Genomic DNA, 24168 nt, shown 5'->3' on the forward strand with positions numbered 1-24168 from the left:
CGTTGACTGTCAGATCTCTGCGGCGAGCGCGGCAAAGCTCTCGTTCTGAAGGCGTGCGGCGTCCGCGCCATGTTCCGCGGCGCTCTTCTCCCACTCGGATAGCTGCACGGAGTTCTCGACCACCATGCGGCAGCGGTCGAATCGCCGCCGCATGAACGTCGATAGCGCGGTTTCGAGGTCACTCTCCGAAGCGAGTAGCTCCGACAGCACGAGTGAGTCCTCAAGCGCGATCGCCCCTCCCATCGCAAGTTGCGGGGTGGTGGCGTGGGCCGCATCGCCGACGAGAAGAACGCGACCGCGGTACCACGGCGCGGGTAGCAGCACGGCGTACAGCGGCCGCACGTCGATTTGCTCGGGATCTGTGATCGTGTCCCTGATCTCGGCGACGACACCGCCGAACGGGGCGAGCAGCTCACGCATCCGCGCTGGACGCCGCGAAGGCTCGGGGCAGACCGGGCTTGCGTCAGGCTCAACGAGGAACATGTACATCCGGTCGGGCCCGAGCGGCGTGAAGCCGGCCTTCACCCCCGGGCCGTAGAACTGGAACTCGCCGGTCACCGCGGCGGGCCGGTCGAGGACGACCCGCCAAACGGCCTGTCCGAGAAAGTAGGGCTCCGGGTCCTGCGGCCCGAGCAGGAGCCGTCGCACTCGCGAACGCCAGCCATCGGCACCGACGACCAGGTCGTAGGAGTCCGAGGTGCCGTCCGTCAGGTCCACTTCCACGCAGCTCGCATGCTGGCGCAGGGCAGTGATGCTGGCACTCGTGCGGACCTTGACACCGCGGTCCAGCGCTGCCTCGGACACGATCCGATGCAGTGTCGGCCGCAGCATGCCGCCGATCGCGGGATAGTTCGGGCCCAGGAGCTGGTGAAGCTTCACCTTTTCGAGAAAGTCACCGTCGGCGGTGAACAGCGTCATCTCGGTGAACCCGGTACCTTCAGCCAGGCAGCGGTCGAGCAGGCCGAGCCGCTGAAGCGCGCGCAGTGCCGGACCCATCAAGGTGATGCCGGTACCCGTGGCGCCCCACACCGGCTGCTTCTCGAGAATCTCGGTTTCGATCCCGGCTCGTTGAAGTTGGAGGGCGAGCGAAGTGCCTGCGATGCCCCCACCGACGATGAGGACACGGCGCACAGCAGGGCTGGACACAAGTCTCTCCTTGGCTTGTTGATGCGGCCGTCCGTCCGAAGTCACCAGAGCTGGTGATTCCGTCGTGATCGGTGTTCAGGTCTTCGATGCGGCGCCGAAGCCCTCCATGCCCTGGGCGCTCTGCAGTGATTTCACGGGGACGTGCCCCCACATGCTGGCTCCGCCACGCCCGCCCTGCCGCACCTCAGTCCATCGCTTGGGATCGACCTGCAGCCCGCCGAAGCCGTACTCGATCTGGAACCCACTGGGAGTCTCCATGTAGAAGGAGATCATCTTGTCGTTCCAATGCCTGCCCAGTCCCACGGTCAGCTTCGCTGCACCGTCGTTGACCTTGTCGAGCGCGCGGCCGACGTCGTCGATCGAATCGACCTCGAGCATCACGTGGTGGTCGGCGTTCACGCCATTGCCATCGATCAGGGCGATCGAGTGCTGCCGGGAATTGCATCCGGCGAAGGTGGCACGGATGGCGAGGTCGATCGACTCCCTGACATGGAATCCCAGAATCCTGGTGTAAAAGTCGACGCTCTCCTCATAGTTGGCCACGACCTGGGTCACATGCCCCAGTCCTTGTTCGCCAGTGATGAACCGGGCACCGATCGGCGACACGAAGTGAGTGATGGGCTCGATGACCGGGGCATAGCAGAACTCCACCGCGTAGCCCGATGGGTCCGTGGCCGACGCGTACGCTGTGACACCTCGCTCTGCTGCGGCCTCTCCCGTCACGATCTCGACCGGCACGCTCGCCGCGTCGAGCCTGGACAGCAGCGCGTCCCATTCCCGGCGGCTTGCGACCTCCCAGCCGATCGCGGCGATTCCCTCTGGTGAGTCGCCGTCCTGAATGAGGAAGCGCGCGATCCGCTCATCCGCGCGCAGGGCAAACCCGTTCGGCACCTTCAGGGACGAAGGCGCAAGGCCCAACAGCTCGGTGCCGAAACGGAGCCACTCGTCCAGGCGGGAGGTCTGCACCGCCACATAGCTCAGGCCCACAACTGCGAGGTTCTCAGTTTCGCTCATTGCCCTGATCCCGTCCATTGACCGGCTCGCAGCTGAAGCGCGGGCCGGGACGACCACACTCGGTGGGTGGCTTGGCTCACGGCGGCACACTAACAGTCGGATAGTGGTCATTACAAGAAAAAATATTTTTTTTCGAAGATCCTGGTATGCTGCGTCCCATGCAACAGCAGCGTCGAGTGCGCCAGACGGCGACCGTGCTCGTCTATGAGCAACTGAAAGCGGAGATCCTCGCCGGCCGCTTCGTGCCCGGACAGCGGTTGAAGGTCCAGGAGCTGTGCGAGGGACGCAACGTCAACGTGAATGCGATGCGCGAAGCCCTGAGCCGCCTGGCCGGCGAGGGACTGGCCGAGGTACGACCACGTCAGGGGTTCGCTGTGATCTCGGTGTCCCCCGAACGCGTCACTGACCTCACCTCCGTCCGAGTCGAACTCGAACGGGTGCTCATCCGTTGGTCGATCGCCCGCGGCGACACCGCCTGGGAGGCCGGCGTCGTGGCCGCGCATCACACACTGGCCAGCACGCCCCTGATCGATCCCGCCGACTCCGAGCGCATCAACGACGAGTGGTTGAAGGCCCACGCCGCCTTTCACGCCGCGCTGCTGGCAGGTAGCGGGAGTCCGAAGGGGTGTGGAATCGCCGCCAACCTCACGGACATCGCCGACGTTTACCGGCGATGGTCGATGCTCCGTGGCCCGCAGGATCGAGACATCGCCGAGGAGCACCGCGAACTCATGGAGGCCGCAGTGACTCGAGACGCGGAGCTTGCGGCCTACCTGCTGTCTCGCCATTACAAACGTACGGCCGAGATTCTGCTCAAGGCCATGGAGTCGGCCGGTGATGCCGAGCAGGGGCGCGACGACCGGGGCGTCGCGTAGTTCGCCCTCGACCGCGCGGACAGCGGCCGACCGCTGTCCGCCCATGAGGAGTTCTGGCCGCGTGTTGGTGGGGTACCACAGGCGGTCGCCGAATCGGCCCTGACGGCCGGTTCCTCACCTCTGCTTTGTCGGTGCGGCCCGCGACGCAAAGGATCCTTGCCGCCGCTCCTTCTGGACTGACCGGCTGACCAGCAGCGATAGCGGTCATAGACGGTCTTGGTTGTCGTACTGCACGGCCGGAGCCCCCAGTACTGCCTGCCCGGTTCCCGCCACCACCCTCATTGATCACAGCCCGGCGATCGTCCCGCCGATGCCCCCTGCCGGAGTCGCACGGGCAATCGCGGAGCCGGCAACGCCACTCCTCGCGCAGATCAGGCGCTTCAGACGCTCATCGACATCCACCCCGGTCGGCAGCCCAAAGATCAAAATCCACGAGACACACTCGCGCCCTTAGGCATCGACGGCGATCTCATCGAAAAAAGATTTTTCTTGATTTTGTCCAACTTCAGTGGCTAGCATGCCCGCACCAGCGACCAGCCACAGTGACCACACGGACATGGGTTGCCCAGCGAAGAGACGATTTTTTAAGACCCACCGAGGAGCAAGGATGCGTTCAACGGCAAGACGCACTGTGCCCGCGCTGATCGCCAGCGTCGGGTTGGCACTTGGAATGGCCGCCTGCAGCAGCGGTGGTCCGAGTGGAGACGGTTCATCAACCGGTGCCGCGTCCGCGGGGGTCGACAAAGCGGCCGTGACGGCAGCCATCAAGTCCTACGTCGGCCAGCCCAGCGCGTTCCCGATAACCGACCCTCTGAAGCAGGTCAGGAAGGGTGCCACGATCGCGTGGGTCGACAACAGCACTCCGATTTCCGGTCTGCTCTGGTCTCTCCTGCAGCCGGCAGGCAAGGCCATGGGAGTCAACCTGGTGCGCTACAGCGTCGGCTCGGCGGCCGACAAGGTCTCCGCGGGATTCGACAGCGTCCTCGCCGCACGGCCGGCAGCCGTGATCGTCGGCGGAATCGACCCCCAGCTATGGCACAACCAGCTCACGCGCCTGCAGGCCGCGAGGATTCCGGTCGTGACGACCGGAATCCTCGGCACCCAAAGGTATGGGATCAAGAACCCGCAGGCGGCCGAGGCGGCCTCGCAACTCGAGGGCAAGCTGATGGCCGACTACGTGGCCGCGAAGATCGGCGGCAACTCGAAAGTGGCCTTCTACGACGTGCCGGAACTCTCGTTCACCAGCGAGGTGACTCGAGGATTCCAGGGAGAGCTGGCGCGCGTGTGCTCGAACTGTTCCGTACGCGTCGTCCACATCCCGATCGCGACCATCGGGAACACCGCACCGAACCACATCGTCAGCGACCTGCAGACGCACCCCGACACGACCATCGCGGTGTTCGCGAGCGATGAGACCGAGACGGGTCTGCCGGCCGCACTCCAGACCGCTGGAATCACGGTCAAGACGATGGGCGCGTCTCCAGGGCCGACCAACCTCGAGTACGTCAAGGAGGGCAAGGAGACCGCAGCACTCGCGGTCGATCTCCCGGTGCTCGCCTGGACGGTGGTCGATGCTGCCGCGCGCGAGATGGTCGGCCAGGATCTGACCGGCCTGGAGGCCAAGGGCATCGCGGACTACCAATTCCTCACTAAAACGGACATCAACTTCGACCCGAGCAAGGGCTGGACCGGCTACCCCGACTTCGCACAAAAATTCGCGAAGCTCTGGGGCACCGGCGCTTGATCGGCGAACACCGAGTTCGCAGCTTGAAGCCTCAAATGCTCCCTCCCCCAAACCGCCACTGACGCTGCGCGGGAAAGAGGCCTACCAGATGGGCAGTCCACTACTCGACATACGCCATCTCTCGATAACTTTTCCGGGGATACGGGCACTCGATGAGGTTGCCCTGAGTGTCCGCGCGGGCGAGATCGTCGCACTCGTAGGCCAGAACGGCTCGGGGAAATCAACGCTGGTCAAGGCCCTCGCGGGGCTGTATGCCCCCGACCCTGGCTCCGAAATCACTCTCGGCGAAGGCCCCGACGGCAACCACGTCAGCCTCCATTTCATTCACCAGGATCTCGGCCTCGTCGCCGATCTATCGACCATCGAGAACCTCGACCTCGGTCGCACCCATCGCCATCGCTCGCTCCTGCCTGCACCGCGCCGCGCGGAACGAAGGCACGCAGAGGAACTGATCGCGGGCTTCGGTGCGTCCTTCGATGTCACCCGGCCGATCTCCAAGCTCAGCCCGGCCGAGCGGACCATCATCGCGATCGCGCGCGCCCTCGATGGCTGGAACCATTCCGCCAACGTGCTGGTGCTGGACGAGCCCACGGTGTCGCTGCACGGCGATGAGGTCCAGAAACTGTTCGTCGCCGTGCGGGAGGTCGCAGATCGCGGTGCCGGGGTCATCTTCATCTCCCACCGGCTCGACGAGGTGATGGAACTCGCTGACCGCGTCGTCGCACTGCGCGACGGTCAGCTGATCGCAGACGTCGAGCGTGGCCAGTTCGATCACGAGGAACTCGTAGGGCTCATCGCTGGGGAGATGGCATCGGCACACACCGAGCACGACCGCCCCGAACGCGGCGACCCCGTCCTGCGGGCGCGCGCCATTCGGGGCACCACCATCCGCATGCTCGACCTTGACATCCACGCGGGCGAGGTTGTCGGTATAAGCGGCGTGCTGGGATCGGGGCGGGAAGAGCTCGCATCAATCCTCTTCGGCCATGGCACCGGGACCGTGGAGGACCTGCATGTTGGCGGCCGACGTCTTGCCACCCGCGGTCCACGCGAATCAATTGCCGCAGGCATGGCCTATGTCCCGGCCGATCGGCACCGGCACGGCGCAATCATGAGTATGAGCGTGCGGGAGAACATGACCCTTCCGCGACTGCGATCCCTCCGACGCCGGTTCAGCCGGCTCGACAAGCGCGGCGAGCGGGCCGAAGTCCAAAGCTGGCTTCGACGCGTCAACGTCCGGCCGCCAGAATCCGAACGGCAACTTGCCCTCTTCAGCGGCGGGAATCAGCAAAAGGTCGTCCTAGCGAAATGGCTGCGCAATCGGCCCAGAGTCCTACTCCTGGACGAGCCGACACAGGGTGTCGATGTCGCGGCCAAGGCCGGCATCTTCGATCTGATCGCAGACGCGGCCTCTGAGGGGGCAGGTGTCCTGATCTCTTCTTCGGATGCGAAGGAACTCGCACTCGTCTGCGATCGCGTGTTGGTCATGAGGGACGGCGAACTGGCCGTCGAAATCAGCGAGCCCGATCTGAGCGAGGCGCGGCTGGTCAGCGCCGCGCTCCGGCCGACACGAGCAGATCGATAAGGAGCAGAGGCGAGTGAGCGACACGAGCGAGGTAAAGGTGAAGCCGGTGGCCGATGAAGGAACTCTCACCAGCGCCCGGCCAGCCGTCAAGCGGGGCGGACGCCCTATTCTGGGCCGGATAGTCCGCAGTCTCTCATTCCGTAACATCAGTGCGGTCTACGTATTCGCTGTTACCTTCGCGATCTTCTCGTTGTGGGTGCCGGACACCTTCTTGTCCGCCAACACCTGGCGAGCGCTGATCACAAGCCAAGCCGTCACGGCGATGCTCGCCGTCGGACTCGTGGTCGCGCTGTCCGCAGGCGCCTTCGACCTCTCGTTCGGGTCTACGCTCGGGTTCGGAGCAATCCTCGTCGCCTGGCTCTTGGTCAAGGCCGGGGTCCCGGTCATCGCTGCTGTCGCCCTGTCGATCCTCGCGGGCGCGCTGATCGGGCTGGTGAACGGACTGCTCGTTGTGAAGGCGCGCATCGACTCCTTTATCGCCACACTCGGGATGAGCTCCGTCCTCCTGGCGCTGATCTCATGGGTGTCGTCGAGTCAACAGATCCTCGGCCTGTCCGGCTCCTTCCAGAAGCTGGGGACTTCGCGGATCTTCGGCCTCGGGCTGCCGGTCTATCTCATGCTCGGGGTGTCGACGGTCATCTGGTACGTCCTCGAGTGCACGCCGGTCGGCCGCCACGTGTACGCCACCGGTGGAAATGCTGAGGCCGCGCGGCTGGCAGGTGTCCGCACATCAACGGTCATCGTGCTGGCTCTCGTGTGCTGCGGTGCCGTCGCCGCTTTCTCCGGTCTGTTGGTCAGCTCATCGCTCGGCGTCGGAGATCCCACGATCGGCCCGGCCTACATGTTGCCGGCCTTCTCCGCAGCCTTCCTCGGCTCCACCCAGCTGCGCGGCGGACGCTTCAACGTCTGGGGGACCGTCATGGCCGTCTACGTGCTCGCCACCGGCGTAAAAGGCTTGCAGCTTGCGGGCGCGCCCATATGGATCCCCGACCTCTTCAACGGGATCGCCCTCCTACTCGCTGTCGGTCTCGCGAAATACCAAGGAACCGCCCACCGCGCCGGCGCGGTCAAGCGACTACTACGCTTTGACCGGAAGCGTAACCTGTCGGGTGCACGTTCTCGTTAGCGGGAACAGCTCAAAAGAGGACTTCACGCGCCGTTCTCACCGGCGGCCAGGTCGCCGGTGAGAGCGAGGTCGTCGGGGCCCAGTCCGGGCACGAAGATCGACCGATTAAGAAGGCCGGCGACTGCAGCAGATCGTGCGGCGCAGCGATCAAAGTCGACTTGTGATTCCGTACGACCGCCATGATGGGACACTGCACGGCATGGTACGGCCCCCAATGTCGACGACCAGCCGGGCGGACCGCCTGCGATGGCTCTGGCGTTTGTCCAACCGGCTGGAGACCGCCTCGCTGCGCCGACTCGGCTTCAGCTGGATCGCGCTGATCGGCCGTAGGCAAGTGCTCGTACTCGAGACCACGGGCCGCAAGACCGGTCGGCTTCGCCATACGCCGGTGGTGTACCGGCTCGACGCCGACGGAAGGCTGTACATCGGCGGCGGTGCCGGCGGAATGACCAGGGTCGACTGGGTCGCCAACCTGCGAGCGAAGCCGGTCGCGGCGGTCTGGATGCGACGACGTAGGCACCCGATGATCGCTCATGAGCTGACCGGCGAGGCGTACGAGCGGGAGAGACAAGAGTCGCTCGCCATCTCGCCCCAAGCCGCGAAGTACGAACAGATGTCAGGCCGCCGAGTCCCATACTTTCGTCTCGACCTGACGGACCAAGACGGCTAGTGCCCTGGTGACCCGCTCCGACGCGCCGGTCGCCGCGTCATCGCGCCTGTGTCGACCGCCTGACATGAGGTTCACTGATCAACCCCGAAGCTGAAGATCTTCTCAGGGTGGATGCGGATCACCTCGGAGCTGAAGCCCGCCCCGAGCACGGTGGTGCCTTCCAGGAGTTCGGCGGTGCCGCGGATCTCGACAAAGCGGGCCCGCCACGGCCTGAAGCTGACCACGTCGTCGACGACGAACGACAGCTTGGGATTGGCTTGCAGGTTGCGCCACTTCTTCGACGCCCCCATGTTGTGGCCACCGATCAGGATGGTTCCGTCGTCCTGAAGACTGAACATGACGGGGTTGTTCTGCGGCTGCCCGGTCGGGTCGACCGTGGCCAGCCGACCCAATCGCTGCTCGGATAGGTATACGCGTTGCGCAACGGAGAACTCGGCCATGAATGCACTCCCCATGCGGGTGCCGCCGACGGGCCGTGTGCCGCGCCCGACCGGATGACCGGTGGGCGCGGCACACGGCCGCGTCCTGCGGCCGGTTGTCAGTTGAGGGTGGGGTAGTCGGTGAAGCCGCGGTGGTCGCCTCCGAAGGAGGTGGCGCGGTCCGGGTTGTTGAAGGGACCGCCCTGCTTGAGACGAGTGGGCAGGTCCGGGTTGGCGAGGAAGAGGCCGCCGTAGGCGAGGAGATCGGCGGTGCCGTCCTCGATCAGCTTCAGTTCCTCCGGGCCGGTGGGTTCCATACCCGTGAAGGGATTGAGGATGAAGGTGGTGGGCCAGCCCTTGCGCAGGCGCAGGGTGAGGTCGCGAACGCCGGGGGCTTCCATCTGGTGCAGGTAGGCCAGGTTGAGCGGTGCGAGAGCGTCGACGAGGGCAGTGTAGGTGGCCTCGACGTCGGCGATGTCGTTGTAGGGGTTGGCCGGGGAGATGCGGAAGCCGGTCTTGTCGGCTCCGATGGCGTCGGCGACGGCCTTTGCGGTCTCGACGGCGAAGCGGATACGGGCCTGGGGGCTGCCGCCCCAGGCGTCGGTGCGCTGGTTGGCGTTGGGGGCGAGGAACTGGTGAATGAGGTAGCCGTTGGCTCCGTGCAATTCCACGCCGTCGAAGCCGGCCGCGACGGCGTTGCGGGCGGCCGTGACGTAGTCGGCGACGGTGTCCAGGATCTCGGCCTCGGTGAGCTCCTTCGGGGTGACGAAGTCCTGGAGGCCGTCGGGGGTGTAGACCTGGCCCTTGGCCGTGACCGGTGAGGGACCGACCGGGGTGAGGCCCATCAGGGAAGGGTGGCCGACCCGGCCGGTGTGCATCAGCTGAAGGAAGATCACACCGCCTTTGGCGTGCACGGCGTCGGTCACCTTCCGCCAGGCCGCGACCTGCTCAGCGGAGTGGATGCCTGGCGTGTCCGGGTAGCCCTGGCCGATCACCGACGGCTGCGTGCCCTCCGTCACGATCAGGCCGGCGCTCGCCCGCTGCGCGTAGTACTCGGCCATCAGCTCGGTCGCAGACTGGCCGGGACCGTAGGCACGACTGCGGGTCATCGGGGCCATCACGATGCGGTTCGACAGGTTCGTGCCGGAGAGGTCGTAGGACTCAAAGGCCGTCGACATGATCACATTCCTTGTTCCGGGAGCAGGCCGCCGCACGCACGGCGGCCCTGACAGGCCGGCGCTCATCACGCCATTGCCTGCCCGAACAGCTAAATCCCCCGAGCTCATTCCGGTTGATACTGTGATCCACGTCACCGGACGTTCGTCATGGTGAAAGCCAGCAGGCACTCCTCACACTGCCGCGCGCCCCGTCCACACGATACGATTTACCTGTTTAGGCAACTTCGATGCAGCGAGAAACAAATGAGTCCGCCGGAGACCCCAGACCCCACAGGGTCGGCGACAGCGGGCGGCACGTCGTCGGCGAGCGATCCGCGGCCGGCTTCGGCCGCGGCCTGCCCGATCAGCCATGCGATCTTCCGTGTAGCCCGTTTGCACCGGATGCTGGTCGGCCAACTTCTACGTCGCGTGGACCTCCATCCCAGCCAGGAGCTGGTCATGATGCATCTGTGGAAGCGCGGCCCCCAGCGCCAGACAGACCTCGTCCGCCTCTTGGGTTCCGACGCCGCCACCATGACACGCACTATCAAGCGACTGGAGAACGCAGGATTCGTCCGACGCCGTCCGTCCGACGTCGATCGGCGTGTCACGATCGTGGAGCCCACGCCCGCCGGCAACGCCCTGCGCCAAGAGGTCGAGCGCGTTTGGGTCGGCCTGGAGGACAGTGTCGCCGAGGGGCTCACGGCCGAGCAGCGGACCGAGGCCATCAAGATTCTGAGCCGCATCGAGAACAGCCTCGCCCGCGCGACGACCCAGCACGACTGATCCGCACAGGACCGAAGCGCTGTGGCACTCCAGCCCTAACCGTGTCCGATGCCTCCGTCGGCGATGTTCGTACATGCTAGCGTTTATTTGGTCGACCAATAAACGATCGAGAGGGACTACGTACCATGCCCATCAGCATTGACAGGGGAACCGTTCTGGTCCTGGGCGCTACCGGCAACCAGGGCGCAGCGGTCATACGCGAGTTGCTCCGCCGAGGCCGGCCCGTCCGCGCGCTGACACGTGATCCGCAGTCGGCCAAGGCCCAGGCCTTGGTCGCGGCGGGCGCGGAGGTGGTAGCGGGCGACCTGGACGACGCGCAGTCACTCGATGCCGCGCTCAACGGCGTGCACGGGGTGTACAGCGTGCAGACCTTCATGGGGCCGGACGGGATCGCAGGCGAGGAGCGACAGGGCCGCGCGGTCGCCGACGCAGCAGTACGAGCCAAGGTGGGACACTTCGTCTACGCCTCGGTCGGCGGCGCCGACCGCAACAGCGGAGTCCCGCACTTCGACAGCAAGGGCCGGATCGAGAAGTACATCGACGAACTCGGGCTGCCCGCGACCGTGCTGCGCCCTGCCTTCTTCATCAACAACTTCGCCTTCGTCGGACCACAGCGCGCCGGGGACGGACTGATCCTCGCGCTGGGGCTGAAGCCCGAGACCACGCTGCAGATGTTCGCCCCTGAGGACATCGGCCTGTTCGCCGCCGACGTCTTCGACAACCCGCAGACGTACGTTGGCCGCCGGCTGGAGGTCGCCTCGGACGAACTCACTGGTCCGCAGATGGCCGAGGTGTTCGAGAAGATCTCCGGCCTCCCGACCCGCTTCCAGGAACTGCCCATTGAGCAGGTGAAGCAGTTCAACCAGGAGATGGGCATCATGTTCGACTGGTTCAACCACGAGGGCTTCCGCGCCGACGTTCCGGCCCTGCGGACTCTGCATCCCGAGCTGACGACCCTGGAGACCTGGGCCCGCCGGGAGTGGACCGCCCCGGCCCAGTAACCAGTCCCTCCCCCGCTCCCGCCGACCCGGCCCACCCACGGAGTCGGGCCGTGCGCCTTTCTCGCTGTGCGGCTGCTTGCGTCACGCCGTCTCCTCGCCCGCCGGCCCACGGCGCAGGACCGGCGTCCACCAGGACCATCTACCTCGGCGCGACCCTGGGTTCTGTTGAGTGTCCGCACTACTCGAGACGCAGTGCGGCCAGTTGCTGCGCGAAGGGCACGACGTCCGTGTCGTCCTCTGCTCGCGCGGCGCCGTCCGGGATGTCGCGCAGGAGCCCGGCCAGTTCGCGGCCCGCGCGGGTGATCCGGATGGGCAGCGTGTCGGTCAGCGGGTCGCCGTTGCCACCCCAGTCCTCGGAGGCCGCGTATACCGCAGTAGGCACGACGACCGCGCGTAGGTAGGCGAAGAGCGGACGCAGCGCGTGGTCCAGGACGAGCGAGTGCCTCGCCGTGCCGCCGGTCGCCGCCACCAGGACCGGTTTGCCGGCGAGGGCGTCGCTGTCGATGACGTCGAAGAACGACTTGAACAGCCCACTGTAGGAGGCGGTGAAGACCGGGGTGACAGCAATGAGGGCGTCGGCCGAGGTGACCGACTCGATGGCGTCGGATAGGTCGGGCGAGGGGAATCCGGCCGCGAAATTCTTGGCGATATCGACGGCGACGTCGCGCAGTTCGATGACTTGCGCCTCGACTTCCCGTCCCGCCTCGGCCAGTTCTGCGCGAACCGCCTCCGCGAGCCGATCGGCGAGCAGCCGGGTGGACGAGGGAAGGCTCAGTCCAGCCGAGACGACGGCGAGCCGCAGCGACGGTCGAGCACTCACTTGGTTACTCCTTGGTCGAGCGACGTGCTCGTCGCATCACGTTCGGAAAGCCGGGAGGCGTGCGTCGGCGCCTCCGGGACATGGCTGGGGCGCAGGGCGTCGAACTCCTTGCGCAGGACTGGTATGACCTCTTCACCGAGCAGGTCGAGGGTCTCCAGCACGGTCTTCACCGGCAGACCGCCTGTGTCGAGGGCGAAGAGCTGGCGCTGGTAGTCGCCGTAGTGCTCACGGAAGGTCAGCGTCTTGTCGATGACCTGTTGTGGGCTGCCGACGATGAGCGGAGTCTGCTCCATGTACTCCTCCATCGTCGGACCGTGGCCGGACATGGGTGAGTTGTCGAAGTAGGGGCGGTACTCGCGTACGGCGTCCTGGGAGTTCCTACGTACGAAGACGAGTCCGCCGGCGCCGACGATCGCCTGTTCCGGAGTGCCGTGGCCGTAGTGCGCGTAGCGCTCACGGTAGATGCCGATCAGGCGGCGGAAGTGGTCCTTGGGCATGAAGAGGTTGTTGACGAAGAAGCCGTCTCCGTAATAGGCGGCCTGCTCGGCGATCTCGGGACTGCGGACCGAGCCGTGCCAGACGAACGGCGGGATTCCGTCGAGCGGCCGCGGGACGGAGGTGAAGCTCTGCAGCGGGGTGCGGAAGTGCCCCTCCCAGTCGACGTACTCCTGGCGCCACAGCTGGTGGAGCAGTGCGTAGTTCTCGATGGCCAGCGGAATGCCGTGGCGGACGTCCTTGCCGAACCAGGGGTACACCGGGCCGGTGTTACCGCGGCCCAGCATCAGGTCGACGCGGCCGTCGGCGAGGTGCTGGAGGACCGCGTAGTCCTCGGCGATCTTCACCGGGTCATTGGTGGTGATCAGCGTGGTCGAGGTGGAGAGGGTGATCCGGCTGGTTCGTGCGGCGATGTGGGAGAGCAAGGTGGTGGGCGAGGAGGAGACGAACGGTGGGTTGTGGTGCTCGCCGGTCGCGAAGACATTGAAGCCGGCTTCTTCGGCCTTGACCGCGATCTCGACCATCGCCTTCAGCCGCTCCTGCTCGGTCGGTGGCTTGCCGGTGATGGGGTCGGCGTTGACGTCGCCGATGGAGAAGGTACCGAACTGCATGGGGCGCTCCGGGGTGGGTGAGCTAGGGACGGGCCGATGCCAGGTCAGCCAGAACTCGCATGTTACTTGGTCGACCAACTGACCGTAGCGTCGGGCACCTCAGCCCTATTCCCAGGGGGAAGCCAGGCGGACACGCCCCTGGTCCACCCACCGCTCCACGATCCGGAGGACGTTCGATCGCCGGTGAATCCGTGGCTACGCAAGTGATCAGCGATCTGCAGCCACCAGCACTCCATTGGCCGACCATAGACTGAGGGTGAGATGATTTCCTGGCCCGCCTCAACCACCCGCCCGATCGGGTGCGGCACGACACCACACAGGAGGAGAAACAGCATGCCGCCAGCATCCGAGCCGGCGCCGGGAAAGGCCGACGCGGTCCCCACCGTTGCCGACGCCCCGATGAGCGAAGCCATCTTCCGCGCCGCTCGCGTCCACCGGATAACGGCCGGCAACCTCCTGCGCGAGACCGGACTCTACCCGGGCCAGGAACTGCTCATGATGCAGTTGTGGGAGCGCGGCGAACAGCGCCAGACGGACCTCATCAAGACCCTGGGCCTGGATCCGTCCACCGTCACCAAGATGCTGCGCCGCCTCGAGCAGTCCGGCTTCGTCACCCGCAGGCCCTCCTCGCACGACCGACGAGCTGTCGTCGTGAACACCACCCGGGCGGGCCGGGCGCTACGCGACCGGGTTCTGCAGGCCTGGCGCGAACTGGAAGAGATCACCGCACGTGGCCTCACCGACGAGGAATACGCCCAGGCGATGTATCTGCTGGCGCGCATCGAGGCGAATCTCACGGGCACGTCGCCCGCTCCCGATTCGGACGACTCCTTCCTCACCGACTGATCGCCGGACCGGCCCCACGACCGCCTCGGGCCCTGTCGACCGTCCAGTGCCGTGGCCACGGCGCTGCAGACTCCTGCCACCCGGCTACTCGCTGGTCAGACCGCGCCATCGGCACGGCCTGACCAGCGTTCGGTTCGTCAGCGGGCCAGCTCTTCCAGTGTGCGGTTGCGGGTCTCGATCCCCATGCCGGCCAGTACGACCAGCCCGAGCACGGCAGCGATCAGCATGATTCCGAAGACCAGGCTGACGCCGCCGCCGGCGGCCAGTACCTGGCTGATGACGATCGGGGAGATGACGCTCGCCGATCGGTTGAAGCCGCTGGCCGCAGACGAACCCCACGCGCGCATCCGGGTCGGGTACAGCTCGGCCGTGTAGACGTAGAGAATCGTCGCCGGCAGGCTGACGCCAGCGGCGATCACCAGACCGGCGGCGAAGAGCACAGGCCATGCGGTCAACTGGAGGACGGACACGCCGATCGTGCCGAAGCCGGTTCCCGCAGCCATGAGGGCGAAGCCGGCTACGAGCAGGGGCTTGCGGCCGATCCGGTCGATCAGGAACGCCCCGGCATAGACGCCGATGACCTGCACAGCGCTCGAGATCACGGTCAGCCCCAAGGACGCCGATGGGGCCAGTCCGCCCAGAGTCACGTACAAGGTCGGCAGCCAGACGTTGAAACCGTAGGTGACGAAGAAGGTGGCGAACCACGACACCCACAACATCACTGTGCGGCGCCGATACGCAGCCGAGAAAAGCTCCGCCAGGCGGAGTCGGCCGGCGTGTTGCGGAGACGTCGCCTCGGGCTCGGGAAGTACCGTACCGCGACGCGCGGCTGCCTTCTCCACGTTGGAGACGATCGCGTCGGCCTCGGTGATACGGCCATGCTCGGCGAGCCAGCGGGGTGACTCGGGCAGCCATCGCCAGGCCGCCACGGCCATCAGCAGCGGGAGCGCACCGACGGCGAAGAGCCACCGCCACCCGGCCTCATGGTCGAGCTTCCCGATGAGCAGTACGCCGGCGAGTGGTGCGATGAGGATTCCCCAGGCGAACGCTGATTGGTAGAGCAGGCCGATTCGGCCACGGTGTCGGCTGTCGAGGAACTCGTTCATCAGGGTCGCGGCGAGCGGTACCTCGGCGCCGAGCCCAAGCCCTTGGACCATGCGGAACACCAGCAGGCTGGTAGCACTCCAGGACAGGGCCGCCGCTATCGACACGCCCCCGAACACGACGAGTGAGATGATGAACGCCCTGCGCCGTCCTGCCTTTTCCGCCAGCGCACCGACGAAGAACGCGCCGACGAGCTGGCCCAGATAGCCCGCGCTGACGATCAAACCGGCCTCGGAGAAACCGATCTTGAAGTAGCCCTTGATCACGGTGAGTCCCACCGCGATGGAGACAGCGTCGAAGGCATCGAAGAACGTGCCGCCGGCCAAGAGTCCGGCGAGGCGACCGTGGAAGGCATTAGGGGGGATACGGTCAAGACGGGCCGCGATGAGGCATGCGTCTGAGCTGCGCACGGACAGGCCGCTGGTGCCGGACGCTGGGGTGGATGTCGTGTCGCCCATTGACTCTCCTCGGCGAGCGCGCCCCCGGGCGTCTCCATCCCGGGGGTCGGTGTCGAAGTGGACACGTCGACGGGCAGACGCTAAGTGAGTTTCGGACAATTGGTCGAATTGCTGTTGCCCATGCGTCGCATACACGCGATGAATGGTTGTCGGACCCGGAAGGCGACTTGTGACCAGCCTGAACCACGTGGATCTGAACCTGCTGCCGTTGCTCGCCGCCTTGCTCGAGCACCGGAGCGTCACCCGAGCGGCCAAGTCCGTCGGGTTGACCCAGCCGGCGATGAGCAACGCGCTCGCCCGGCTGCGGCGCAAACTCGATGACGAAATCCTGGTGCGCGTGGGTCGCGAATATGTGCTCACCGCCCGCGCCGCCGAGCTGGTCGGTCCCGTCAACCTGATCTTGGAGACGCTGACGACACGAGTATTGACCCCGCCCACCTTCGATCCGGCGACCTCCGACCGTGCTTTCCGGATCGCCGCGGGCAGCGCCGCCGCACTGACCGTGTTGCCGGCGCTGAGCACGACGATCGCGGAGGCCGCACCCGGCGTGCGGGTGCACCTTGACGAACTCGCGTCCGCAACAGACCTCACGCTCAGCGAATCCACAGTGGATGTGGCGCTGCTGCCGGACGTCGTCCCCACCACCCTGCCGCGCGAGCGGCTCTACCACGAGGACTGGGTGGTGGTCGCCGACGCGTGCAACGACCACATCGGTCCGACGCTGACCGTGGAGGATCTCGTCCACCTACCGCACGTGGTCTTCGAATGGGAGGGGAGCCGGGTCGGCGCCCAGCAGGTTCTTGAGCGGCTCATTCCCGAACTCGTCGTGCAGATGGTGGTCTTCGAGTTCTTGATGATTCCGCACCTGGTGCGGGGCACGCGCATGGTGGCGCTGCTGCAACGCCGACTGGCCCGGCGCCTCGCGGAGCCGAACGGCCTGCGCGTCATGGAACCGCCGATCCCCTTGCCGACGCTCACGATCGATCTGGTGTGGAACCCCCGTAACTCGGGCGATCCCGGCTGCGCCTGGCTACGTAAGCAGCTGATCTCGGCCGCTACATCATCAAAATGAATTCTCAGTATTTCCAACATTCATTGTACTAATAATTGCTGGCCCCATAGCGTTGGCACTGGCCGGGGAGGCGCCGCATCCCCGGAGGAAGGGGCAGCCCGGCCGATGAGCACGGAACCAAGCCGTACAGCGACGATGGTTCTTGCGGCCCTGGCCGGCTCCGCCGAGAACGCACTTTTCGCCGCCCAGGTCCGCGCCGCCGCGGGCCTCGACAACACACGGTTCGAGACAACCCTGGCCGATCTCGAGAAACAGGGCCGGATCGTCGTGACACACCACTCTGCGCCCGACCGCCATCTGGCCGGTGACTGGCGGACGGTCGGGCTTGTCCACACCGGCGCGAGCCCGGCACGGGCCGCCGAGGCCGCCCGGCGCTACTTCGACCGGTGGCTCCGACAGTTTCTCCAGCACCACCGCTGCACCTGAGCGGCGCACACCCCACGGAAGGATGGGCCGATGGCACGTCGCGTCGCCGTCGACATCGGTGGCACGTTCACCGACGTCGTCTCCTACGACTACCTCAGCAGGGAGATCACGGTCGGCAAGACCCTCAGCACCCCGGACGACCTTATTGAAGGGATTCTGTCCGGGCTCACGCTGTCGGGCACCGGTATCGACGACACCGAGATGATCATCCACGGCAGCACCGTGGTCATCAATGCGCTGATCGAACGGCACGGCGCCCAGACGGCTCTCGTGACCACCGAGGGATTCCGCGACGTCTACGAGATCGGGCGGATCAACCGGCCCGATGCGTTCAACCTGTCGTTTCGCAGGCACCGGCCGCTGGTTCCGCGAGAGCGCGTGTTCGAGGTACCCGAACGGATCGACGCGCGGGGCGAGGTCCTGACACCGTTCGACGAGGCTGCGGCCCATGCGATCGCTCGCCGGTTGCGCGAGTCCGGTGTGGAGGCGGTCGCCGTTGTCTTCCTGCACTCCTACCGGGAACCGGCGCACGAGCTGCGGATGGCGGAAATCCTGCGGGAAGAGTGCCCGGGCCTCTACATAAGCATCTCCAGCGACATCACCCGGGAGTACCGCGAGTTCGAGCGGACCTCGACCGTCGCGGCCAACGCCTTCGTCGGCCCACGGGTGAGCCGTTATCTCCGGCGTCTCGATGACGCCCTGCCGCGTCGGGACAGCGGCCTGCCCGTACTGACGATCATGCAGTCCAGCGGAGGCCTGTGCGACGTCGAGACGGCCAGACGGCAGCCGATCCAGATGATGGAATCCGGCCCGGCCGGCGGCGTCGTGGGCACCATCGACGTGTGTCGCACACTCGGCTACGAGCAGGCGATCGCCTTCGACATGGGCGGGACCACGGCCAAGGCCTCCGTCATCCGGAACCTCACCTTCCCGCAGGCGAGTGACTACTTCGTCGGTGGGTACGCCGAGGGGCTGCCGATCCGGGTGCCGGTCCTCGACATCGTGGAGGTCGGCACAGGCGGCGGGAGCATCGCCTGGCGTGACGAGGCCGGAGGGATCCATGTCGGTCCGCGCAGCGCCGGCGCCGTACCGGGGCCCGCCTGCTATGGCCGGGGCGGAAGTCGGCCCACAGTGACCGACGCCTCCGTCGTCCTCGGCTATCTGCCGGCGGCCGGCGAACTCTCTGGAGGGCTGCGGCTCAACGGCGCAGCCGCCGAGCAGGCCGTCGGGTCACTGTCTGCGGCTCTGGGTCTCGGCACAGTCGAGACCGCCACCGGGATCCTGGCCATCGCCGCCGCGAGCATGGCCAACGCGATCCGCGCCGTCACGACCGAGCGTGGCCTGGATCCTCGTGACTTCGCGCTGTTCGCCTACGGTGGCAACGGCCCCTTGCACATCTCTCTGATCGCCCGTGAACTCGGCATCACCCGCGTGGTGATCCCGCCCTGTCCAGCCGTCTTCTCCGCACTGGGCATGCTCATGGCCGACCTCCGCCACGACGTTGTCTCCACCGGGATCCGGCAACTGACCGGGCTCGACGAGGACCGGCTCGAATCGGACCTGCGGAGGCTCGAAAAGACCTGCCACGCCGCGTTGCTCGATGGCGGAGTCGAATTCCGGGAGGTGACCTTCGTGCGGGCCGCCGACATGCGCTACCTCGGGCAGGAGCACACGGTCACGGTCGCGCTTCCCCCGATGGCCGGTGGCGGGATCGCCGCGCTGAAGGAACGGTTCGACGCCGAGCATCGGGAGCGGTTCGGCCACAGCGCCCCCGGCGAGCCTGCCGAGATCGTCAGCCTTCGCGTTTCGGCGGTCGGCGCCCTGTCCCGGCCTGAGCTTGCCAAGATCTCGGTTGGCGGGCGGACTCCGGAGGACGCGGCCCGCACCGGGGAGCGCGACATCTTCTTCCCCGCCCACGGCATCCTTCGCACACCCGTGTTCCAGCGCTCTGGACTGCTGGCGGGCAATCAGTTCAGCGGTCCCGCCGTCGTGGAGGAAGGCACGGCCACCACGCTCCTGTGCCCAGGCGACTCCGCCGAGGTCGACGGTTACGCCAACCTGCTGCTCACCATCGGAGGAGGACAGTGACCGTCACCCCGGAAGTAGACCCGATCACCGCTGAGATCATCCGCGGCGCCCTGGTCTCCATCACGGACGAGATGAAGACCAATCTCATGCGGACCGCCTACAACCTGATCATCTACGAGGCCCAGGACTTCACGGTCGGCCTCTTCGACGCCACGGGAGAGACCATCTCCATCGGGCTCGGGCTGCCGATGTTCGTGGGCGGACTCTCCGAGGCCGTCAAGGCAAAACTGGCGTTCTACGGTCCAGGCGGGATCGAACCCGGTGACATCATCCTCACCAACGACCCTGAGATCATGGGCAGCCACCTGAACCACATGATCTTCACCATGCCCATCTTCGTGGATAGCGAGCTGATCGCGTTCGCGTCATCGATGGCGCACTGGGTGGACGTCGGTGGCGTGCTCGGCGGCACCACCACCGACATCTATTCCGAAGGCATCCAGGTGCCCATCGTGAAGATCTTCAAGCGCGGCGAGCAGAACGACGAACTCACCCGGCTGATCGCCGACAACGTCCGCTTCGCGGATCTCGCGATGGGTGACTTCCGCGCCCAGGTGGCGGCCATCCGCACCGGCGAGAGCCGGATGACGGCGCTGTGCGAGCGGTACGGCACGCAGGCCGTGCTGGCCAGCATCCGCGAGATGTTCGATCGAAGTGAGACACTCGCCCGCCAAGCTGTTGCGGAGATCCCGGACGGCACGTACACGGCCGAAGCGAGCATGGACGACGACGGTGTCGAGATCGGCAGGCCGGTGCCGATCAAGGTATCGGTGACGGTATCCGGGGACCAGATGACAATCGACCTGAGCGAAGTCAGCCCCCAGGTCGCCGGTTACTTCAACTCCGGCATCACCGCAGGTCGCTCGGCAGCGCAGGTGGCCTTCAAATGCCTGACCTCACCCGGGCTGTTCCCCGTCAACGCCGGATCCTTCCGGCCGGTCGCCGTGGAGCTACCCCCGGGTCGCGTGATCAGCGCGAGCAAACCGGCAGCGATGCGCTGGTGGATGACCTACCCCATGACCGTCGTCGACTGCGTCTTCCGGGCGCTGGCGGACGTGATCCGCGGCGGCGGAATCGCAGGGCATCATGCCGATCTCGCGATCACCAACCTCTACGGCGTGGACCACCGATCAGGCTCGTTCTTCATGATGTTCGGCGGGCCGCAGGGCGGCGGCTGGGGCGCCACGCCTGACAAGGACGGCGAATCCGCGACCGTCTGCATCAACGACGGCGACACCCACAACACACCGGTCGAGTCGCTGGAGATGAAGTTCCCCGCACAGCACGTCGAACGCTACGCCCTGCGTACCGACTCCGGCGGACCCGGTCGGCGACGGGGCGGCCTGGGCACCGACGTCGTTGTACGGACGCTGACTCCCGCTCGGCTGAACTCGTTCATCGAACGGTCACGGCAGGCACCGTGGGGACTCTCGGGCGGCGGCGACGCCGCGCCGAACGGAATCACCGTGCGGCGCAGGGACAGCACCGTCGAGACCTTCGCCAACGGCAAGCTCGACGGTCTCGCCCTCGACGAAGGCGATGCCTACATGGTGAGCACCGGTGGTGGCGGCGGCCATGGCGATCCGCTCGACCGCCCGGCAGACGAGGTACTCGCCGACGTCCGCGCCGGCTATGTCTCCATCGACGCGGCCGAGATCGACTACGGCGTCGTCATCCGTCCCGGTCCCCGGCCTGGTGAGTATCTGCTCGACGCGGAACTGTCGGACCAGCAACGGTCACGACGGCGCGCGGCGAAGACCGCGACCTGTCTGTCGAACGCCAGTGACTCATGACCCGAGTGACCGACCTCGACGGCGAAGCGGATCCGGCCGTCGGCCGAACCGTGTCCTCCCGCCCATGGCGTCACGCTTGCGTGGGCGCTCCAACGCCGAAGACGTCCATCAGCTGCGCGAGAGTGCGGTAGTAGCCGACCAGGACGGTCAGTTCGAGGACGCACTCGCGGCCCAGCGCATCCGCCGCAGCCCCGTACTCCGCGTCGCTCCATGGATGATGATCCCCCAGGAGACGCAGGCACAGGACATAGGCCGCCGTCTCCACCGGGTCCGCGGAGGTGAACGTGCCGTCGCGCAACGCCGCCAGTTCCGTCTCGCTCAGCCCTGCGGCGCGGCCGACCCGCTCGTGCGCATAGCGTTCGAACGCGCTTCCGGTGGCCGTGGCGACGGCGAGGATCGCGATCTCACGGGTGCGTGCGCTCATCCGGGTCCGGTACCGCACCGCGGAGCCCAGTTCCTGGAGCGGAGTTCCGAGCCCGGGCGCGTGCAGCATGACGCCGAACGGGCCGTGCAGCGCGCCCTGCCCATCCTGGATCGCGAAGTGCTGCGGCCCTGCGGCGCGCGGACCGGCGGTGATCAGCTGGTGCAGGGCAAGCTGTTCCTCGTCCAGCTCCGCCCTGGTCAGCCGTGGCAGCCTCGGCTCGGTCACGGGGTCTCCTGGGACACCGGCGCGTCGGTCGCGCAGCGGATCAGTAGTCGAGCGGTCAGCGCTATGTGTTCGCCGAGCCGTTCGGCGGCCAGGTCAGCGTCCCCCGCCAGGGCGGGCTCCAGTATCTCGCGGTGGTCGGTTGCGGCGGTGTCGTGCGGTCGCCCGCCGAGCGAGACGGACCACTGGCGGTAAAGGTCCGCCTCCTGACGGAGCGTACGGGTGACGGTCAGCAGCCGCCGGTTGCGGCAACCGGCGATCAGGGCCGCGTGGAAGGCATCGTGTGCCTGGTTCCAGGCCTCGGACGGGCGGTCGGGGTCGTCCGGGCCGATCAGCGGAGTGCGCTCCAGGATGTGATAAGCGGCTACCAGACCCGCCTCCCAGGCCATGCCACCGTCCTGGATCGATAGGCGTAGCACCTGCGTCTCGATCGGGATCCGGGCGGCGACGAGTTCGGCGAGATCCTGGTGCGACAGGGACACCACCCGGTAGCCCTGATGTGGCACGGCGGTCACCAGGCCGATGGCCGCCAGCCGTGCCAGGGCCTCGCGGGTGGCGGCCACGTTGGTGGTGTATCGGTCGCGCAACTCGGTGAACTTCAGGCGCTCTCCTGGGACGAGCCGGCCGCCGAGGATGTCGGCGCGCAGCCGCTCGTACATCTCGTCGACCCGGGTCGCCGTACGCTCATCCGACAACATGCGAATGATCGTATCAGAGTGTGAGATTGCCACGAAGTTTCGAAACTTCATTGACTTGTCGAACGGATTGGGTTCACGATGGCGCAACAAATCGGACATCCGACGCCGTCGACGTCGCCGACCTCACAGTGCGCGCCCATGTTCTGGCGCACCGTGAGACAGGAGAGCACTATGGTCCGCCCCAACGACGCCCCGCCGCGCCTGCGCCAGGCATGGCTCATGACCGTCCTGCTGATGCTCTTCATGGCACTCAACTTCTGGGACAAGGCCGTCCTCGGCCTCGCGGCCGTCCCCGTGATGAAGGAGTTGCGGCTCAGCAACTCCACCTACGGGCTCGCCAGCAGCAGCTTCTACCTCCTGTTCACCGTTGCATCGGTCCTCGTCGGGCTGATGGCCAACAGGGTCCGCAGTAAGTGGATCTTCGTGCTGCTCGCTCTGCTGTGGGCCGTCGCTCAGCTTCCGATGCTGGTCGGCGCCAGTGTGGCCGCGCTCTTCGCCAGCCGGATCTCCATGGGCGCCGCCGAGGGCCCGGCCAACCCGCTCACCGTGCACACCGCGCATGGCTGGTTCCCGCCGGAGCGCCGGAGCCTCCCCACCGCCCTGACGCAGATCGCCTCAGGTCTGGGCGCCATCACCGCCGCGATCTTCCTCACCGCAGTGATCACGGCACACGGTTGGCGCTGGGCCTTCGCGGTCACCGCACTCTTGAGTGCCGTCTGGGCACTGGTCTACGCGGTCTTCGGGAAGGATCGCCCGGCCGAAACCCACCCCGCCCCCGACGCCGAGCAGGCCGTCGAGGCCGGTCGGCATGTCCCCTACCGCCGCATCCTGCTCAGCCCGACCTTCCTGGGCTCACTCGCGATGACCTTCGCCGCCGCGTGGTGCCTGGCAGTCGTCCTCGCCTGGCTGGTCCCCTACTTCGTCAAGATCGTCGGCTACAAGCCGTCCGACGCGGGCAACATGGTCGTCCCGCCGAATGTCGTCAGCATCGCCGCCATCCTGATCCTCGGTGCCCTCTCCGGCCGCCTGATGGTCCGCGGCACCGCCGACCGCATCCCGCTCGGCGTGCTCACCGGTGTCACCGTCGCCGTCGGAGGTCTGTGCGCCGTGCTGATCCCCTACCTCGGCACCGGCTTCTGGCTCGTGTGCGGCGTCTCCCTGGCCGCCGGCCTGCCGATGGTCGCGATGACCTCGGCCTACAACGCGGTAGGCCGGATCTGCCCGCCCGGCCAGCGTGGCGCCGTGCTGGGCACGCTCTACGGCCTCTACTCCCTCGGCAGCGTCGGCGGCCCGTACGCCATGGGGCTGATCCTCGATCATGCCCCCGACCTGGCCACCGGCTACGACCGGGGGTTCACCGTGCTGGGTGTCATCGTCCTCGCCGGAGGTCTGTGCGCGGCACTGTGCGTCAACCCGGGCCGCGACCGTGGCCGGCTGGCCGGCGCGGCACCCGACCAGAATTCGGCCGGAGGCGGACAGGGACGCCGGGCGCGCCGGCCCAGGAACGCCGCCGTGTGACGCCCCTCCGGGGAACCGACAGTGGAGCGACCGCCGGCTCCCTGACCTCCCCGCCACCTGCACTACTTTC

General features: G+C 66.8%; 22 protein-coding genes. 13 read left to right on the forward strand and 9 right to left on the reverse strand.

The window, feature by feature from the left end:
• Positions 1-9: 9 nt before the first annotated feature.
• Positions 10-1146 carry an FAD-dependent oxidoreductase gene (locus ACQP2O_RS31645; protein WP_433171409.1) on the reverse strand — a complete coding sequence of 379 codons (1137 nt, stop codon included), beginning with the start codon at positions 1144-1146 and terminating at the stop codon, positions 10-12.
• 75 nt (positions 1147-1221) lie between these two features.
• The gene (locus ACQP2O_RS31650) at positions 1222-2160 is read right to left on the reverse strand and encodes a VOC family protein (RefSeq protein ID WP_433171411.1); all 939 of its coding nucleotides are present in this window, start codon (positions 2158-2160) and stop codon (positions 1222-1224) included.
• Between the two features lie 158 nt (positions 2161-2318).
• Here ACQP2O_RS31650 and ACQP2O_RS31655 point away from each other — a divergent pair, with 158 nt between their 5' ends.
• The 5 genes from ACQP2O_RS31655 (at position 2319) to ACQP2O_RS31675 (ending at position 8160) form a co-directional block, all read left to right on the forward strand.
• Positions 2319-3035 carry a GntR family transcriptional regulator gene (locus ACQP2O_RS31655; protein WP_433171413.1) on the forward strand — a complete coding sequence of 239 codons (717 nt, stop codon included), beginning with the start codon at positions 2319-2321 and terminating at the stop codon, positions 3033-3035.
• Positions 3036-3666: 631 nt separating this feature from the next.
• A complete protein-coding gene (locus ACQP2O_RS31660; protein WP_433171415.1) occupies positions 3667-4779 on the forward strand; it encodes a sugar ABC transporter substrate-binding protein in 1113 nt (370 codons plus the stop codon).
• 88 nt (positions 4780-4867) lie between these two features.
• Positions 4868-6364 (forward strand): sugar ABC transporter ATP-binding protein, encoded by a 1497-nt coding sequence (locus ACQP2O_RS31665; RefSeq protein WP_433171417.1) that lies wholly within the window; start codon positions 4868-4870, stop codon positions 6362-6364.
• A 13-nt stretch (positions 6365-6377) separates the two neighbouring features.
• The gene (locus ACQP2O_RS31670; RefSeq protein ID WP_433171419.1) at positions 6378-7490 is read left to right on the forward strand and encodes an ABC transporter permease; all 1113 of its coding nucleotides are present in this window, start codon (positions 6378-6380) and stop codon (positions 7488-7490) included.
• A gap of 214 nt (positions 7491-7704) precedes the next feature.
• Entirely contained in the window at positions 7705-8160 is a 456-nt protein-coding gene (locus ACQP2O_RS31675) for a nitroreductase/quinone reductase family protein (protein ID WP_433171421.1), read from the forward strand.
• 71 nt (positions 8161-8231) lie between these two features.
• Here the strand turns inward: ACQP2O_RS31675 and ACQP2O_RS31680 are convergent, their stop codons facing one another.
• Entirely contained in the window at positions 8232-8600 is a 369-nt protein-coding gene (locus ACQP2O_RS31680) for a PPOX class F420-dependent oxidoreductase (protein WP_433171423.1), read from the reverse strand.
• A 98-nt stretch (positions 8601-8698) separates the two neighbouring features.
• Positions 8699-9757 (reverse strand): alkene reductase, encoded by a 1059-nt coding sequence (locus tag ACQP2O_RS31685; protein ID WP_433171425.1) that lies wholly within the window; start codon positions 9755-9757, stop codon positions 8699-8701.
• 243 nt (positions 9758-10000) lie between these two features.
• On the opposite strand from ACQP2O_RS31685, the gene ACQP2O_RS31690 reads away from it, so the two are divergent.
• Positions 10001-10522, forward strand: a complete 522-nt coding sequence (locus ACQP2O_RS31690; RefSeq protein WP_433171427.1) for a MarR family winged helix-turn-helix transcriptional regulator — start codon at positions 10001-10003, stop codon at positions 10520-10522.
• Between the two features lie 125 nt (positions 10523-10647).
• Positions 10648-11523 carry an NmrA/HSCARG family protein gene (locus ACQP2O_RS31695; protein ID WP_433171429.1) on the forward strand — a complete coding sequence of 292 codons (876 nt, stop codon included), beginning with the start codon at positions 10648-10650 and terminating at the stop codon, positions 11521-11523.
• Positions 11524-11701: 178 nt separating this feature from the next.
• On the opposite strand, the gene ACQP2O_RS31700 is transcribed toward ACQP2O_RS31695, so the two are convergent.
• Together ACQP2O_RS31700 and ACQP2O_RS31705 are read right to left on the reverse strand one after the other, a co-directional pair.
• Complete coding sequence (locus tag ACQP2O_RS31700; RefSeq protein ID WP_433171431.1) at positions 11702-12343, reverse strand: FMN reductase; 642 nt, start codon at positions 12341-12343, stop codon at positions 11702-11704.
• Entirely contained in the window at positions 12340-13449 is a 1110-nt protein-coding gene (locus tag ACQP2O_RS31705) for a CE1758 family FMN-dependent luciferase-like monooxygenase (RefSeq protein WP_433171433.1), read from the reverse strand. The genes ACQP2O_RS31700 and ACQP2O_RS31705 overlap by 4 nt, the downstream gene beginning before the upstream one ends.
• 333 nt (positions 13450-13782) lie before the next feature.
• Here ACQP2O_RS31705 and ACQP2O_RS31710 point away from each other — a divergent pair, with 333 nt between their 5' ends.
• The gene (locus tag ACQP2O_RS31710; protein WP_433171435.1) at positions 13783-14295 is read left to right on the forward strand and encodes a MarR family winged helix-turn-helix transcriptional regulator; all 513 of its coding nucleotides are present in this window, start codon (positions 13783-13785) and stop codon (positions 14293-14295) included.
• Between the two features lie 137 nt (positions 14296-14432).
• Here ACQP2O_RS31710 and ACQP2O_RS31715 read toward each other — a convergent pair whose 3' ends face one another.
• Positions 14433-15857, reverse strand: coding sequence for an MFS transporter (locus tag ACQP2O_RS31715; protein WP_433171437.1), 1425 nt, complete (start codon positions 15855-15857; stop codon positions 14433-14435).
• Between the two features lie 187 nt (positions 15858-16044).
• Between ACQP2O_RS31715 and ACQP2O_RS31720 the strand changes: the two genes are divergently transcribed.
• The 4 genes from ACQP2O_RS31720 to ACQP2O_RS31735 all read left to right on the forward strand — a co-directional run bounded on the left by ACQP2O_RS31720 (position 16045) and on the right by ACQP2O_RS31735 (position 21236).
• Positions 16045-16929 carry a LysR family transcriptional regulator gene (locus tag ACQP2O_RS31720; protein WP_433171439.1) on the forward strand — a complete coding sequence of 295 codons (885 nt, stop codon included), beginning with the start codon at positions 16045-16047 and terminating at the stop codon, positions 16927-16929.
• Positions 16930-17034: 105 nt separating this feature from the next.
• Positions 17035-17355 carry a hypothetical protein gene (locus ACQP2O_RS31725; RefSeq protein ID WP_433171441.1) on the forward strand — a complete coding sequence of 107 codons (321 nt, stop codon included), beginning with the start codon at positions 17035-17037 and terminating at the stop codon, positions 17353-17355.
• 30 nt (positions 17356-17385) lie between these two features.
• On the forward strand, positions 17386-19443 hold the full coding sequence (locus ACQP2O_RS31730; RefSeq protein ID WP_433171443.1) for a hydantoinase/oxoprolinase family protein: 2058 nt from the start codon (positions 17386-17388) through the stop codon (positions 19441-19443).
• Positions 19440-21236, forward strand: coding sequence for a hydantoinase B/oxoprolinase family protein (locus ACQP2O_RS31735; protein WP_433171445.1), 1797 nt, complete (start codon positions 19440-19442; stop codon positions 21234-21236). Before ACQP2O_RS31730 ends, ACQP2O_RS31735 begins: the two co-directional genes overlap by 4 nt.
• 70 nt (positions 21237-21306) lie before the next feature.
• Here the strand turns inward: ACQP2O_RS31735 and ACQP2O_RS31740 are convergent, their stop codons facing one another.
• A complete protein-coding gene (locus ACQP2O_RS31740; RefSeq protein WP_433171447.1) occupies positions 21307-21885 on the reverse strand; it encodes a carboxymuconolactone decarboxylase family protein in 579 nt (192 codons plus the stop codon).
• Positions 21882-22580, reverse strand: coding sequence for a GntR family transcriptional regulator (locus tag ACQP2O_RS31745; protein ID WP_433171449.1), 699 nt, complete (start codon positions 22578-22580; stop codon positions 21882-21884). The genes ACQP2O_RS31740 and ACQP2O_RS31745 overlap by 4 nt, the downstream gene beginning before the upstream one ends.
• Before the next feature lie 171 nt (positions 22581-22751).
• On the opposite strand from ACQP2O_RS31745, the gene ACQP2O_RS31750 reads away from it, so the two are divergent.
• Positions 22752-24098: an MFS transporter gene (locus tag ACQP2O_RS31750; RefSeq protein WP_433171451.1), complete on the forward strand. Its 1347-nt coding sequence runs from the start codon at positions 22752-22754 to the stop codon at positions 24096-24098.
• Positions 24099-24168 lie beyond the last annotated feature (70 nt).

Origin of the sequence: Actinoallomurus sp. CA-150999 (assembly GCF_050942425.1) — a bacterium.
Classification (GTDB): domain Bacteria; phylum Actinomycetota; class Actinomycetes; order Streptosporangiales; family Streptosporangiaceae; genus Actinoallomurus.